Origin of the sequence: Cupriavidus sp. H39, from assembly GCF_050271075.1 — a bacterium.
In the GTDB taxonomy this organism is placed as follows: domain Bacteria; phylum Pseudomonadota; class Gammaproteobacteria; order Burkholderiales; family Burkholderiaceae; genus Cupriavidus; species Cupriavidus necator_B.
In genome coordinates this window covers 2,287,820-2,302,365 of sequence record NZ_CP189848.1, presented here as the reverse complement: position 1 = coordinate 2,302,365, position 14,546 = coordinate 2,287,820, and the positions used below count along the sequence as shown (strand labels likewise).

The 14,546-nt window shown below is 67.1% G+C and carries 13 protein-coding genes; 8 read left to right on the top strand and 5 right to left on the bottom strand.

Annotated elements, in window-relative coordinates:
* The first annotated feature begins 86 nt into the window (after positions 1–86).
* The 5 genes from ACOCMH_RS26005 (at position 87) to ACOCMH_RS25985 (ending at position 5,089) form a co-directional block, all read left to right on the top strand.
* On the top strand, positions 87–911 hold the full coding sequence (locus tag ACOCMH_RS26005; RefSeq protein ID WP_427309931.1) for a LytR/AlgR family response regulator transcription factor: 825 nt from the start codon (positions 87–89) through the stop codon (positions 909–911).
* A gap of 155 nt (positions 912–1,066) precedes the next feature.
* Positions 1,067–2,326: an MFS transporter gene (locus ACOCMH_RS26000; protein ID WP_427309929.1), complete on the top strand. Its 1,260-nt coding sequence runs from the start codon at positions 1,067–1,069 to the stop codon at positions 2,324–2,326.
* Between the two features lie 58 nt (positions 2,327–2,384).
* Positions 2,385–4,124 (top strand): thiamine pyrophosphate-binding protein, encoded by a 1,740-nt coding sequence (locus tag ACOCMH_RS25995; protein WP_427309927.1) that lies wholly within the window; start codon positions 2,385–2,387, stop codon positions 4,122–4,124.
* Positions 4,125–4,172: 48 nt separating this feature from the next.
* Complete coding sequence (rraA, locus tag ACOCMH_RS25990) at positions 4,173–4,670, top strand: ribonuclease E activity regulator RraA (RefSeq protein ID WP_427309925.1); 498 nt, start codon at positions 4,173–4,175, stop codon at positions 4,668–4,670.
* 2 nt (positions 4,671–4,672) lie between these two features.
* Positions 4,673–5,089, top strand: a complete 417-nt coding sequence (locus ACOCMH_RS25985) for a gamma-glutamylcyclotransferase family protein (RefSeq protein WP_427309923.1) — start codon at positions 4,673–4,675, stop codon at positions 5,087–5,089.
* 44 nt (positions 5,090–5,133) lie between these two features.
* Here ACOCMH_RS25985 and ACOCMH_RS25980 read toward each other — a convergent pair whose 3' ends face one another.
* The 3 genes from ACOCMH_RS25980 to ACOCMH_RS25970 form a co-directional block, all read right to left on the bottom strand.
* Positions 5,134–6,474, bottom strand: a complete 1,341-nt coding sequence (locus ACOCMH_RS25980) for a CitMHS family transporter (protein ID WP_427309921.1) — start codon at positions 6,472–6,474, stop codon at positions 5,134–5,136.
* 65 nt (positions 6,475–6,539) lie between these two features.
* Positions 6,540–7,580, bottom strand: coding sequence for an isocitrate/isopropylmalate dehydrogenase family protein (locus ACOCMH_RS25975; protein WP_427309919.1), 1,041 nt, complete (start codon positions 7,578–7,580; stop codon positions 6,540–6,542).
* Between the two features lie 243 nt (positions 7,581–7,823).
* Positions 7,824–9,083: a polysaccharide pyruvyl transferase family protein gene (locus ACOCMH_RS25970; protein ID WP_427309917.1), complete on the bottom strand. Its 1,260-nt coding sequence runs from the start codon at positions 9,081–9,083 to the stop codon at positions 7,824–7,826.
* 501 nt (positions 9,084–9,584) lie between these two features.
* On the opposite strand from ACOCMH_RS25970, the gene aceA reads away from it, so the two are divergent.
* Positions 9,585–10,880 (top strand): isocitrate lyase, encoded by a 1,296-nt coding sequence (aceA, locus tag ACOCMH_RS25965; RefSeq protein WP_427309915.1) that lies wholly within the window; start codon positions 9,585–9,587, stop codon positions 10,878–10,880.
* 267 nt (positions 10,881–11,147) lie between these two features.
* Entirely contained in the window at positions 11,148–11,909 is a 762-nt protein-coding gene (locus ACOCMH_RS25960; RefSeq protein ID WP_427309914.1) for a M48 family metalloprotease, read from the top strand.
* A gap of 80 nt (positions 11,910–11,989) precedes the next feature.
* Here the strand turns inward: ACOCMH_RS25960 and ACOCMH_RS25955 are convergent, their stop codons facing one another.
* A complete protein-coding gene (locus ACOCMH_RS25955; RefSeq protein ID WP_171516832.1) occupies positions 11,990–12,424 on the bottom strand; it encodes a universal stress protein in 435 nt (144 codons plus the stop codon).
* Between the two features lie 175 nt (positions 12,425–12,599).
* The gene (locus tag ACOCMH_RS25950) at positions 12,600–13,550 is read right to left on the bottom strand and encodes a LysR substrate-binding domain-containing protein (RefSeq protein WP_171516831.1); all 951 of its coding nucleotides are present in this window, start codon (positions 13,548–13,550) and stop codon (positions 12,600–12,602) included.
* Between the two features lie 290 nt (positions 13,551–13,840).
* Here ACOCMH_RS25950 and ACOCMH_RS25945 point away from each other — a divergent pair, with 290 nt between their 5' ends.
* Positions 13,841–14,542, top strand: coding sequence for a haloacid dehalogenase type II (locus tag ACOCMH_RS25945; protein WP_427309911.1), 702 nt, complete (start codon positions 13,841–13,843; stop codon positions 14,540–14,542).
* Positions 14,543–14,546: the final 4 nt, after the last annotated feature.

Genomic DNA, 14,546 nt, shown 5'->3' with positions numbered 1-14,546 from the left:
CAGTGCGTCTGACCAGAACAAGTACCAAGGGCGGCACTGCCTGCATGGGTGCCGCCTACTACCCCGCGACCGCCCCCCACGCCCCCATGACCCCGACCCTGTTGATTGCCGACGACGAAGTGCTGCTTGCGCGCGTGCTGGAATCCGAACTGACGTCCTTGTGGCCGGAAGCCCGGGTGGTGTCAGTGGTCCACGATGGCGTGGCCGCGCTGGCGGCGGCGCGCGAGCACCAGCCGCGAGTGGCCTTCCTGGATATCCGCATGCCGGGCATGAGCGGCATGGACGTGGCGCGCGAACTGATCGAATTCGACGCGCCGCCGCTGGTGGTCTTCGTCACCGCCTACGACCAGTTTGCGCTGGAGGCCTTCGAGCGCGCCGCGGTGGACTACGTGCTCAAGCCGGTGCAGCGCGAACGGCTGGAGGCGACCGTCCAGCGCCTCAAGGCGCGGCTGTCCGATCCCGCGGAAGCGGACGACGGCGACGATGACGCCGCAACGGCCGAGACCGACCGGCTGGGCCAGTTGCTGGCACGGCTGGAATCCCTGGAGCATGCCACCCCGGGCGCCGCCGGCGCGCCGCAACGCCAGTACCTGCGCTTTATCAAGGCGCTGGTGGGGCAGGAGGTGCGCATCATCCCCGTCGATGAAGTGATCTACCTCGAAGCCACCGACAAGTACGTCAACGTGGTCTCGGGTGCCGGCGAGGCGCTGATCCGCACCAGCCTGCGCGAGCTGACGCAGCAGCTGGATCCCGAGCGCTTCTGGCAGGTGCACCGCGGCACCGTGGTCAACATCGGCTGCGTGGCCAGCGCGGTCAACCAGTCGCTGGGCCGGCTGTCGCTGCGGCTGCGCGACCGCCCGGAACTGCTGCCGGTGGCGCGCCAGTACGCGCACCTGTTCAAGCAGATGTGAGCGCGCCGACGGGCCAGGGACGGGACAGGACTGGGGCGGCGTGACCGCCACCTGGCGGCAGCGGGCAGGGGTTTTCCTCTATGATGCGGGCTTCGGCCCGTATTTTTTTTGCCTGCCGCCCAGCCCACCGTATCGTCCCTCCGACCGCCAGCGCCATGTCCACCGCCGCCCTCGAACCCACGCGCAACTCCCTTCGCCACGACGCCCAGGTGATCGGGCTGGTGGGGCTGGCGCACGGGGTCTCGCATTTCTATCACCTGTTGCTGGCCCCGCTGTTCCCATGGATCAAGGCCGAGTTCGGGCTGAGCTATGCCGAGCTGGGCCTGCTGATGACGGTGTTCTTCGCGGTCTCGGCGGTGGTGCAGACGGCGTCCGGCTTTGTGGTCGACCGCTTCGGCGCGCGGCCGGTGCTGTTCGGCGGGCTGGCCTGCCTGGGCGCCGCGGCCTTGCTGCTGTCGGCCAGTAGCGGCTATGCAGGGCTGCTGTTCGGCGCCGCGGTGGCGGGGTTGGGCAACGGCGTATTCCATCCGGCTGACTTCACGCTGCTGAACAAGCATGTGTCGCAGCCGCGGCTGGGCCACGCGTTCTCGGTGCACGGCATTTCCGGCAACCTGGGCTGGGCCGCGGCGCCGCTGTTCCTGGTGGCGGTTGCCAACCTGGCCAGCTGGCGCGTGGCGCTGGCGGCGGCGTCGGCGGTGGCCTTCATCGTGCTGGCCGTGCTGGCGGCGCTGCGCCATGTGCTGGACCCCCGCGAAGTGCGGGGCGCGGTGGGCCGTCCCGCCGCCAGGGCCGCGGCGGGCGCCAGCGTGCTGGGTTTCCTGCGCCTGCCGCAGGTGTGGGTGTGCTGGGGCTTTTTCCTGCTGACCACGTTTTCCGCCGCCGGCATCCAGAGCTTTGCCCCGACCGCGCTGACTTACCTCTACGGCATGCCGTTCACGCTGGCCACCGCGTCGTACACCATCTACATGCTGTGCAGCGCCGGGGGCATGATCGTCGGCGGCTTTGCCGCCAGCCGCACCAGCAACCATGACCGCCTGATTGCGGTGAGCTTTACCGTGTCGGGGCTGATGGCGGTGTTGGTGGGGCTGAACCTGGTGCCGGCGCTGCTGGTGCCGGTGCTGATGGGCGTGATCGGCTTTGGCGCCGGCACCGCCGGGCCCTCGCGCGACCTGCTGGTGCGCGCGGCAGCCCCGGCCGGCGCCACCGGGCGCGTCTACGGCGTGGTCTACTCGGGGCTGGATATCGGCCTGGCCTGCGGCCCGCTGTTCTTCGGCGCGCTGATGGATGCCAGGCTGCCGGCCTGGGTCTTCTTCATGATCGGCGGCTTCCAGCTGCTGTCCATCTTCACTGCGGTGACGGTGGGCAATGGCAACCGCTCGCGCAGCCACGCCGCCGCCCGGGCGGGGGCCGCCTAGCGCGGCCAGCCAGTCCAGCCAACCGCTATCCGAATCCGATTGCCTGAGGAACGTTTCCATGCCAACGACGCCGGCCAACGCCACCCAGCCTGAAGACGCCGATCGCGGCACGCCGCTGCCGGGCGGCCATATCCTGGTCGACGCGCTGCTGGCGCACGGGGCCGAGCTGGCCTTCGGCGTGCCGGGCGAAAGCTACCTGGCGGTGCTTGACGGCTTCCACCGCCGCCGCGACCAGCTGCGCTTTATCGTCTGCCGCCAGGAGGGCGGCGCCGCCGTGATGGCGGAAGCCTACGGCAAGCTCACCGGCCGCCCCGGGCTGGCCTTCTGCACGCGCGGGCCGGGCGCCACCAATGCCAGCATCGGGGTGCATACCGCGTTCCAGGACTCGACGCCGATGATCCTGTTCATCGGCCAGGTCGGCACCGATTTCATGGACCGCGAGGCCTTCCAGGAAATCGACTACCGCCGCATGTTCGGCCAGATGGCCAAGTGGGTGGCGCAGATCGACCGGGTCGAGCGCATCCCCGAATACATCGCGCGCGCCTACCAGACCGCCACCGCGGGCCGTCCCGGCCCGGTGGTGCTGGCACTGCCCGAAGACATGCTGGCGCAGACGGCCGCGGTGCCGCAGTTGCAGGCGTACCAGCGCGTCATGGCGTGGCCCGGCGAGGGTGAGCTGGCGCGGCTGGCCGACATGCTGAACGCCGCCGAGCGCCCCTTCGTGCTGGCCGGCGGCAGCGGCTGGACGCCGCAGGCTTGCGCCAATCTGCAGGCCTTTGCCGAGCGCTTCGCGCTGCCGGTGGGCTGTGCCTTCCGTGGCCAGGACCTGTTCGACAACCGCCATCCCAACTATGCCGGCGATGTCGGCATCGGCATCAACCCTGCGCTGGCCGAACGCATCCGCAACGCTGACCTGGTGCTCGCGATCGGCCCGCGGCTGGGCGAGATGACCACCGGCGGCTACGCATTGATCGCGGCGCCGCGGCCCGCGCAGACGCTGGTCCATGTGCACGCCGGCGCCGAAGAGCTGGGCAGCGTGTACCAGGCCGACCTGATGATCCAGGCGTCGATGCCGGCCATCGCCGCGCGCCTGGCCATGCTGCAGCCCCCGGCCGCGCCACGCTGGCAAGCCTGGACCGAAGCCGCGCACGCCGACTACGAGCGCTACCTGCAACCGCCGCCGTTCATGGGGCAGGGCGTCGATATGGCCGAAGTCATCCGCACGCTGGACCAGATGCTGCCGGCCGACGCGGTCGTGACCAACGGCGCGGGCAACTATGCCGGCTGGCTGCACCGCTATTTCCACTATCGCCCGTTCACCAGCGGCGGGCGTGGCCAGCTCGCGCCGACCAGCGGCGCGATGGGCTACGGCGTGCCCGCGGCAGTGGGGGCGAAGATCGCTTTCCCGCAGCGGACCGTGGTGGCGCTGGCGGGCGACGGCTGTTTCCTGATGAATGGCCAGGAACTTGCTACATCGATGCAATACCAGGCGCCGGTGATCTTCATCGTCGTCAATAACGGCATGTACGGCACCATCCGCATGCACCAGGAACGCGAATACCCGACGCATGTGTCCGGCACCGAGCTGCACAACCCTGACTTTGCCGCGCTGGCGCGCGCCTATGGTGCACGCGGCGCTACCGTGACCACGACTGAGGGCTTTGCGCCGGCGCTGCGCGAAGCGCTGGCCGCGCCGGTGTCGACGCTGATCGAGATCCAGGTGGACCCCGACGTGATCACGCCGCGCACCACGCTGAGCGCGATCCGGGCGCAGGCGCTGGCCAGCGGGAACCCCTGAGGCCGCGCTGCCCGACCGCATTCTTTTCTTGCTATCAGGAGACCGTAGATGAAGCCCGTCACCACCGACCTGTGCGACGCGCATGAAGACCGCCTTGCCGAAGGCAGCCTGCGCGTGATGGCGCCGGTGTTCCGCGCCTTCGGCAGGCAGCCCGCGTTTGCCGGTCCTGCCGCGACGCTCAAGGTGTTCGAAGACAACTCGCTGGTGCGCGCCACGCTGGAATCGCCGGGACAGGGGCGCGTGCTGGTGGTCGACGGCGGCGGCTCGCTGCGCTGCGCGCTGGTGGGCGGCAACCTGGGCCTGCTGGCCGAGAAGAACGGCTGGGTCGGCATCGTCGTCAACGGCTGCATCCGCGATACCGCCGAGCTGGACGTGTGCGACATCGGCATCCGCGCGCTGGCCGCGCATCCGCAGAAGAGCCAGAAGCGCAACGTGGGCGAGAGCGAGGTCACGGTGCAGATGCCTGGCGCCGTGGTGCGCCCGGGCAACTGGATCTATGTCGATGTCGACGGGATCCTGGTCTCGGACGAAGCGCTGGAGCGCTGAGCATGCCGCGCGTCTTCGTCTACGGCACGCTGCGTGCCGGCGAGGTCAACGACCTGAATGCCGCGGCCCGGCGCCACGGCATTGCCGCGCCGACGCTGCTGGGCACGGGTACGGTGAGCGGCCGGCTGTATGACTTCGGCACCTATCCCGGCCTGGTTCTGGACGCCGGCAGCGGACCGGTGCTTGGCGATATCTACGACATCGCCGACGCGCTGTTGCCGGTGCTGGACGAAATCGAGGAGGTCTATCCGGGCCAGGCCACGCTGTTCGTGCGCGAGCAGCGGGATGTGCTGCACCACGGCCACCCCCTCGCCTGCCTGCTGTACCCGGTGGCCGAAGCCGCGGTAGCCACGCTGCCGCGCATCGACAGCGGCGACTGGGTCGCCTATCGCCGCGCGCGCGACCACGCCGCCGCCTGACTGCGCCTGCCCCTGCATCCGCGCAGGAGCGGGCGCGGTTGCGGTCACGCCATCCGGCCAACGATGGGAATCACGCCGAAGCACACCGTGGCCAGCATCATGACCAGCGCTGCCGACAGCGCCCACAGCATCGTATAGCGCTGGTGATCGCCGAATTCGACTTCGGCCAGTCCGACCAGCAGATACGTCGACGCCACCAGCGGGCTCAGCAGGTGCACTTGCTGGCCGATCAGCGAGGCGCGCCCGATCTCGGCGGCGCTGATCCCATACATCGCTGCGGCCTTGGCCAGGATCGGCAGGACGCCGAAGTAGAACGCGTCATTCGAGATGAAGAATGTAAACGGGACGCTCAGCACACCGGTGACAAGTGCCAGGTAGGGGCCCATCCAGGCCGGCACGGCGCTGATGACGCTGTTGGCGATGGCGTCGACCATCCTGGTGCCCGACAGGATGCCGACGAAGATGCCTGCCGCGAAGATCAGCGATACCACCGGCACGACGTTGGCCGCATGGGCGCCGATCCGTTCCTTCTGCTCGCCCAGGCTCGGGTAGTTGACCATCAGCGCGATCGCGCTCGCGACGATGAACAGCGCGGGCAGCGGGAATATGCCGAGGATCAGCATGACCATCAGCCCGAGGGTCAGCAGCAGGTTGAACCACAGCAGCCGCGGCCGGGCGATCTGCGCATCGCCCGTGGCCAGTGCCGCCGCGCCATGGCCGGAGATTGCGGCCGCACCGGTCGCTGCAGTCCCGGCAGTCATCAGCGCGAGGTGGCCCAGCCGCTTGCGTTCGCGCCGGCCGAGCAGGAAGGCCACGAACATGCCCCACATGCCGGTGACGAGCATCGGCAGGATCATCGGCACGAACAGCGATCCCACCTCGACGCCGAGCGCGCTGGCGGCACGCGCGGTCGGGCCGCCCCACGGCAGGATGTTCATCAGCCCGCCTGCCATCATGATCACGCAGGCGAGCACCAGCCGGCTCAGGCCCAGCCGCTTGTACAGCGGCAGCATGGCGGCGCAGGTGATCATGTAGGTGGTCGAGCCGTCGCCGTCGAGCGACACCAGCGCGGCCAGCACGAAGGTGCCGACGATGATCTTGACCGGATCGCCGCCGACCAGCTTCAGGATGACGCGCACTACCGGGTCGAACAGGCCGGCATCGATCATCAGGCCGAAATACAGGATCGCGAACATCAGCATCACGCCGGTCGGCGCCAGCTTCTTGACGCCGTCCAGCATCATCGGCCCGAGTTCCGGGCCAAAGCCGCCGATCAGGCCGAAGGCAATCGGAACCAGGATCAGCGCCACCATGGCGGAGAGCCGCTTGGTCATGATCAGTGCCATGAACACGACCACCATGGCGTAAGCAAGCAAAGTCAACATCTTCTAAAAAAGTCACGATGCCGCTCAGGCCGCGCGAGGGCGATGAGCGGCGGTTGGAGAGGGGATCAGGCGGCCGAAACGATGCGTTTCGTTACCGCGTCGGCGAATTGCAGCGTGGAAGCGGTGCCGTGGAGGTCGCCGGTCTTCACCTGGTCCTGGTTGAGCGTCAGCGCGATTGCGGCGCGCAGCCGCGTGGCCAGGTCCTGGCGGCCGACGTGGTCCAGCATCAGGCCCGCGGCCAGCATCAGCGAGATCGGGTTGGCAATGCCCTTGCCCGCGATGTCGGGGGCCGAGCCGTGCACCGCCTCGAAGATGGCGGCCTGGTCGCCGATGTTGGCGCCCGGGGCCATGCCGAGGCCGCCCACCAGGCCGGCGATCTGGTCCGACAGGATGTCGCCGAACAGGTTGGTACAGAGCAGCATGTCGAAGCGCCATGGATTGAGCACCAGCTGCATGGCGCAGGCATCGACAATGATGTCGTCCATCTCGACGCGTCCGGCGTAGTCACCGGCCACTTCGCGGGCGGCGTCGAGGAAGATGCCGGTGAGCGCTTTCAGGATGTTGGCCTTGTGCACCACGGTGATCTTCTTGCGGCCGTTCCGGAGCGCGTACTCGAACGCGAAGCGGGCAATGCGCTGGCACGCCTCGCGCGTGTTGTTGCCGGTGGATACCGCCACCGCATGCGGATCGTCGCCGACCGGGATGTAATAGTCGTGCGCCACGTAGAAGCCGCCGACGTTCTCGCGCACCAGCACGAGGTCGATGTTGTCGAAGCGGCCCGGCACCAGCGTGCGGGCCGGGCGCACATTGGCGTAAAGGTTGAAGGTCTCGCGCAGGCGCACATTGACCGAGCGGAAGCCGCCGCCGACCGGCGTGGTCAGCGGGCCCTTCAGCGCCAGCCCGGTGCGGCGGATGCTGTCGAGCGTCTCCTCCGGCATGGGGTCGCCGCTGTAGTCGACGCCGGCCATGCCCGCATGCCGGATCTCCCAGGCAAACGGGGCGCCCAGCGCGTCGAGCACCCTGACGGTGGCGTCCACCACTTCGGGGCCGATGCCATCGCCGGGAATCAGCGTGGCCGGGATCTGTTCGCGTGCACCGTTTTCCATTTGCTTTCCTGTCATGTAGCGGGCTTCGATCCGGCCACGGTTACGGGCCGGCGGGCCCTGTTTTCTCGTGCTGGCGCGGGGCGGGCACCGAGCTCCGGCATGCGAGAGCCGGTACAGCCAGCCGGGGGACCGATTCTAGGAGGCAAGGCTGTCAGCAAACTGTCAATGTGACGGATATCGCCTCGGGGTTTACGCTGAGGACAGCCGCTGCGCTGCCACCAGGCAACTTCATCGGCGTGCCCTCTATGCGTGGTGGACCGCCTTGAAGCTGGCCCGGAAGGCGTTCACCAGGGCTCCGGCGAGCGCTTCGCGCTGCGCTGGCGCCGTTGCCATGGCCTGGTCCATGCCGGCGGCCAGCTCGTTCACCGCCACCGCCGCGGGCACGTCGGCCGTGCCCCAGGTCGCGGCGAAGGCAGCCTGCTTGCTTGCCGCAAGCGCCTGCCCGGGCCGCAGCACGCCCAGGCGGGGCAGTGCGAACGCGGCCGCGACAATGCTGCCATGCAGGCTGCTGCCGACGAAGCCGCGGCTGTGTGCGATCAGGGCGCAGATATCCCACAGGTTCAGCGAGCCAAACAGCGCGGCCGGTGTGCCCACCAGTCGCGCCGCGAGGCGCCGGTAGCAGGCCAGGTCGTCGTGCCACGGCGCCGCGCCGGCGCGGAACAGTACCAGGCAGAGATTTCGGGGCCGGGCCACCTGTTCAAGCTGCGTGGCAAGCTGCGACAGGGTGTCGTCGTCGCCGAAGTCGGCGCTGCACTGCACCGCGAGGTACCCGCGCGCAAAGCGGGAGACCAGCCTAGCAAGCTCGCCGTGACGGGCGCGTTGCCGGATGCGATCGCTGAACAGTGCGGCCACCATTACGGCCGGGTCGGGTTCCAGGTGGCAGCCTATGCCGTGGGTGTCCAGCATCGCCTGGGTCTGCCGGTCCCTGACGCCCACGCAGGTGGCCGCTGCGAGCTTGGTCATCACTTCGTGGCGCGTGTCCGGGTCGATCTGTCCCAGCGTGATGCCGCCGACGCCGTGGTAAATCACCCGCCTCACGTTGGCAAACAGGCCCGCAGGCAGCAGATACGGCGCGCGGTCCCGCAGCCCCAGCACTTCGCGCGCCCACGCGGTCCGCTCCCGCGGCAGGGCATCGAGTTTCGCCACAATGGCAGGGGCGCGCTCGGCGGGTTGCAGCATCACGGCCGCTTCCCAGGCATTGCAGGCCAGGATCTCGCCGCCGACATGGATGATGTCGACGGCGGTGTTGCCCACGCTCGCAGCCAGCCGCGCCATCGCGCGCACACGATGGCCGCCCAGCGGGACCAGGTTGCGCTCGGCCAGGCCGCCGTAATAGAGGTCCGGTAGACCGGGCGCGGCGAGCAGGCGCGCGATGACATGGGGCAGCAGCAGATCGCCGAAGTTGTGGCGGTCAAAGGCGCCAAACAGGACGGCAGGGCAGTCGGCGGTTCGCGAAGACGATCCGGACACTGCGGTCTTGTCGACGGCAAGTGAACCTGCCATGTCAGCTCCCAGGTCGGACGCGCGGATGTGCCGCACACGTGCGTCCAACTTAATGCCAAACCAGGACGCGTTCAAGCCGCCCATGCGGCGCCCGCCGCGGGTGCGGTCGCTTCAGCGGAAATAGGCCGAGAAGCGGGCGCGGACATCGTCGATGTTGGCCAGCGTGCCGGAACTTCACCGGGTCCTTGCTCTTTCACGATGTGGAAAGAGATTCTAAACCGCAAAAATCCATGCTTTGCGTAGCACAACGTCATTTCTCATGATGGAATATTATGTCCCGCATCGTGAAATTGCATCCATAACCTATTGAATTTCAAGATTAAAAATTCTATGCGCCAGGCCACCAACGGGGTTGTTGCAACGCGGTATGGCTCTCTAAACTCTTATATAAGACACGTGACCTGAGCGCGCAAAACAGGGCCCCACGGCACTGCAGCGCTGCTCAGGAGCAAGTGATGAGGAAATTGTTCAGCCATCCCAATCACTTTCAGGAGCATGACCATGAACCGCCAAGAACAGATCCAGGCGCTGCAAACAGACTGGGATACCAATCCCCGCTGGAAGGGGATTACGCGTAATTTCACCGCCGAAGACGTGGTGCGCCTGCGTGGTTCGGTTCAGGTCGAGCACACCCTGGCACGCCGGGGTGCCGAAAAGCTGTGGAAGCTGCTGCATACCGAGCCGTTCGTCAATTCGCTCGGTGCGCTGACCGGCAACCAGGCCCTGCAGCAAGTGAAAGCCGGCCTCAAGGCGATCTACCTGTCGGGCTGGCAAGTCGCCGGCGACGCCAACCTGGCCGGCGAAATGTACCCGGACCAGTCGCTGTACCCGGCCAACTCGGTGCCGCAGGTGGTCAAGCGCATCAACAACACCTTCCAGCGGGCCGACCAGATCCAGTGGAGCGAAGGCACGGGTGACACCGACTTCTTCGCCCCGATCGTTGCGGACGCGGAAGCCGGCTTCGGCGGCGTGCTGAACGCCTTCGAACTGATGAAATCCATGATCGAAGCAGGCGCCGCCGGCGTTCACTTCGAAGACCAGCTCGCTTCGGTCAAGAAGTGCGGCCACATGGGCGGCAAGGTGCTGGTGCCGACCCGCGAAGCCGTCGCCAAGCTGACCGCCGCGCGCCTGGCCGCCGACGTTTCGGGCGTGCCGACCCTGGTGATCGCCCGCACCGACGCCGAGGCCGCCGACCTGCTGACCTCGGACATCGACGACAACGATAAGCGGTTCTGCACCGGCGAGCGCACCGTGGAAGGCTTCTACCGCGTCCGCAACGGCCTGGAGCAGTCGATCTCGCGCGCGCTGGCGTACGCCGAAGTGGCTGACCTGGTGTGGTGCGAAACCGGCAAGCCGGACCTGGAGTTCGCCAAGAAGTTTGCCGAAGCCGTGCACGCCAGGTTCCCGGGCAAGATGCTGGCCTACAACTGCTCGCCGTCGTTCAACTGGAAGAAGAATCTGGACGACGCCACCATCGCCCGGTTCCAGCGGGAACTGGGCGCGATGGGCTACAAGTTCCAGTTCATCACGCTGGCCGGCTTCCACTCGCTGAACTACTCGATGTTCAACCTGGCCTACGGCTACGCCCGCAATCAGATGAGCGCGTTCGTGGAACTGCAGGAAGCCGAGTTCAAGGCGGCCGAGAAGGGCTTCACCGCGGTCAAGCACCAGCGCGAGGTCGGCACCGGCTACTTCGACGCCGTGACCCAGGCCATCGAAGGCGGCCAGTCGTCAACGACCGCGCTGAAGGGTTCGACCGAAGACGAACAGTTCTTCGAAAACAAGAAAGTGGCCTGACTCTCCTGGTCACTCCCGCCGGCTCGTGGGTCCGGCGGGATCGGGAGTGCGTGTGACCATCACGCTCTCTCTTTTAGGCGACGCGCCGTTCTCTCTCTCTGGGACGGCGCGATTTTTTTTTGCCTGAGATCTGGAAGATTGTCCAAATGCAACAAATTGTCATTTTTGGCGGCTTGCAGCGTTTGGGTGATTCCCTCGCGCGGAGAGATGGCTTAAAGTGCCGGGGCCTTTATCGGCACTCCGAGCCACTTCACCCAGAACAACATCATGAAAGCAACTCTCTCGCTCGCTTCCTGCGCCGTCGCGGCGGCACTGCTGGCCGGCTGTTCCGGCGGCATGCCCACCAATGTCGACGGCATGCTCAGCGCCGGCACCTCGCTGGCCAAGGCTGCCACGCTGTCTGACGCCGACGTCAAGAGCCTGTCGGACCAGGCTTGCGCGGAATCGGACAAGACCAACAAGATCGCCGCTGCCAATACCACCTACAGCAAGCGCCTGGTCAAGATCATGAGCGGGCTGAAGAACAGCGACGTGCCCAATGTCAATGCCAAGGTCTACATGACCAAGGACGTCAACGCCTGGGCCATGGCCAACGGCTGCGTGCGCGTCTACAGCGGCCTGATGGACATGATGACCGACGACGAAGTGCGCGGCGTGCTGGGCCACGAGCTGGGCCACGTGGCGCTGGGCCACACCAAGAAGGCCATGCAGGTGGCCTACACCGCCACCGCGGCACGCGGCGCGGCGGCGGCGGCCGGCAATGGCGCGGTGGCGGCGTTGTCGCAGTCGCAACTGGGCGAGCTGGGCGAAAAGCTGATCAATGCGCAGTTCTCGCAGTCGCAGGAAAGCGCGGCGGATGACTACTCGTTCGACCTGCTGACCAAGAACAAGGCCAACACCAAGGGCCTGGTCACGGCCTTCCAGAAGCTGGCCAAGCTCGACGGCGGCAAGTCCAGCATGTTCTCGTCGCACCCCGGCTCGGAAGATCGCGCCAAGCATATCGAGCAGCGCATCAGCAAGGCTTCGTAAGCAGCCTGCGCAAAAAAAAACCGCCCGTACCGGCCATGCCGGTGCGGGCGGTTTTGCTTTGGCGCGCGGCGCGCCGGCGTTCAGCGATAGACGATCACCGGAATGTCGGTATGCGTCAGCACCTTCTGCGTCTCGCTGCCAAGCAGCAGGCCGGACAGCCCGCGCCGGCCGTGCGAGGCCATGAAGATCACGTCGCAGCCATGGCGCTCGGCGGCATCGATGATGCCCAGGTAAGGAACGGCAAAGGTCGACATGTCGGTGTCGAAGGTCACGCCGGCCGCCATGGCGAGGTTCTCGACTTCCTTCAGATACAGCTTGGCCTGGTTCTCGATGCGGTCCTTGAACGCCTGTGGGGCCTCGACCACGATCTCGCTGAACGGCGTGTACGGGTATTCCTCCAGGCAGACATAGGCCGTGACGCGGGCGCCGATGGCCTTGGCGAGCTCCAGTCCGCCGTTGATGGCTTTCTTGGAGAGTTCCGAACCGTCGGTGGGAAGCAGGATATGTTGGAACATGCGGGGCTCCTTTGCTGACTAGGGATCGGGGCAGGGCGGCGACCCGTTGATCGGCGGCAGCGCCGGGGCGCCGGGAAACGCCTGTCTCGAATCCATTGTAGTCAGTGTGCCGAGAAGGTCATTGCGTAATGTCAATGGCGATCAAGGTGTCCCGGCACCGTGTGCGCCCCGCGGTTCAGTCCGCCAGCACCTCGGCCACGGGCAGCGCAGCGGCCTGCTCGGCGCGCCGCCAGTAGGACGGGTTGCCGTAGGTGTTCTTCAGGTGGTCGATAAAGAGCCGCACCCGCAGCGGCAGGTGCTTGCGCTGCGGAAACACCGCATGGATGCCGATCGGCGGCGCCTGGAACTCGTCCAGCACCGTGACCAGCCGTCCGCTGGCGATTTCGCTGCCGACTTCCCACCAGGAGCGCCAGGCCAGTCCGTTGCCTTGCAGGCACCACTCGTGCAGCACCGCGCCGTCGCTGCATTCCATGGTGCCGCCCACCTTCACGGTCACGGCCCGGCCTTCTTCCTGGAACACCCAGCCGCGCTGCATATTGGCGCTGGCGCCGAAGGCCAGGCAGTTATGGCGCTGCAGGTCCTCCGGCGTCTTCGGGCGCCCGGCGCGCGCCAGGTATTCCGGCGCGGCCACCACCACGCGGCGGGTTTCGGCAAGCCGGATCGACACCAGGCTGGAATCGGGCAGGTCGCCCAGGCGGATGGCGCAGTCGAAGCCTTCGTTGACCAGGTCGACCACGCGGTCGGACAGGTCGAGCGTGATCGACACGTCGGGGTGCGACTCGATGAACAGCGGCACCAGCGGCGCCACGTGCTTGCGGCCATAGCCTGCCGGGGCGGTCACGCGCAGGTGCCCGCTGGCCTTGACCCCGCCCGCCGAGACGCTGGCCTCGGCGTTGTGCAGGTCGTTGAGGATGCGCTGGCAATCTTCCAGGAACGCCGAGCCCTCGAAGGTCAGGCTGATCTTTCGGGTGGTCCGTACCAGCAGCTTGACGCCCAGGCGCTCTTCGAGCGCATCGATGCGCCGGCCGATGATCGCGGGCGCTACGCCCTCGGCCGCGGCGGCGGCGGACAGGCTGCCGCGCGAGGCGACGGATACAAAAGTCTCCAGTTGTTTGAAATGGTCCACAAAGGTTTCGCCTGATATGCGCGGGAGGGGCGCGGTGTGGCGCGTTGGCCACGCACTGGGTGCCGTGCCGGGCCTTCGCACGCCAAAGAAGAGGATTTGGTGCGGAGTTTCGTTTTAGTGAGCCAAGATTAGTTGTGTAAAAGTAAAAGATCAAGTGACCGACGGCCACTTTGCCGCATTGCAGCGTCTCCCTACAATTTGATGCATTCAATGGTGTACAGAGCCACGCAGCTGTGGTCTGGCCCTTATCCATCCAGTCGCCCATACCGTCGCAGCTTGCCCAGGCCCTTATGAACAAGATCCGCGCCGTCGTCTTCGATGCCTATGGCACGCTGTTCGACGTGTACTCCGTGACCGCGCGCGCGGAGCAGCTGTTCCCCGGCCGCGGCGAGGCGCTGGCGCTGCTGTGGCGCGAGCGCCAGATCGACTACACGCGCATCCGCACCATGGCCGCGCCCGACGGCGCGCACTACAAGCCGTTCTGGGCCATCACCGTGGACGCGCTGCGCTACGCCGCCGAGCGCCTGGGCCTGGCGCTGGACGAGGCCAACGAAGCGCAGCTGCTCAAGGAGTACGCGTGCCTGTCGGCCTTCCCTGAAAACCTGGGCGCGCTCAGGCGCTTGCGCAAGGCAGGGCTGCCGCTGGGCATCCTCTCCAACGGCAATGCCGAGATGCTCGACATCTCGGTCAAGAGCGCGGGCATGCACGGGCTGTTCGACCATGTGCTGTCGGTCGATGCGGTGCGCCAGTACAAGACCGCGCCGGCGGCCTATGCGCTGGGGCCCCTGGCCTTCGGCCTGGAGGCCCGGGAGATGCTGTTCGTCTCGTCCAACGGCTGGGACGCCTGCGGCGCCACCTGGTATGGCTACACCACTTTCTGGATCAACCGTGCCGGCCACCCGGCGGAGCGGCTCGATGTCGCCCCCGCCGGCACCGGGCACGACATGAACGACCTGCTCGAATTCGTCCGCGCCCATGGCGTGGCGGCATAGCAGG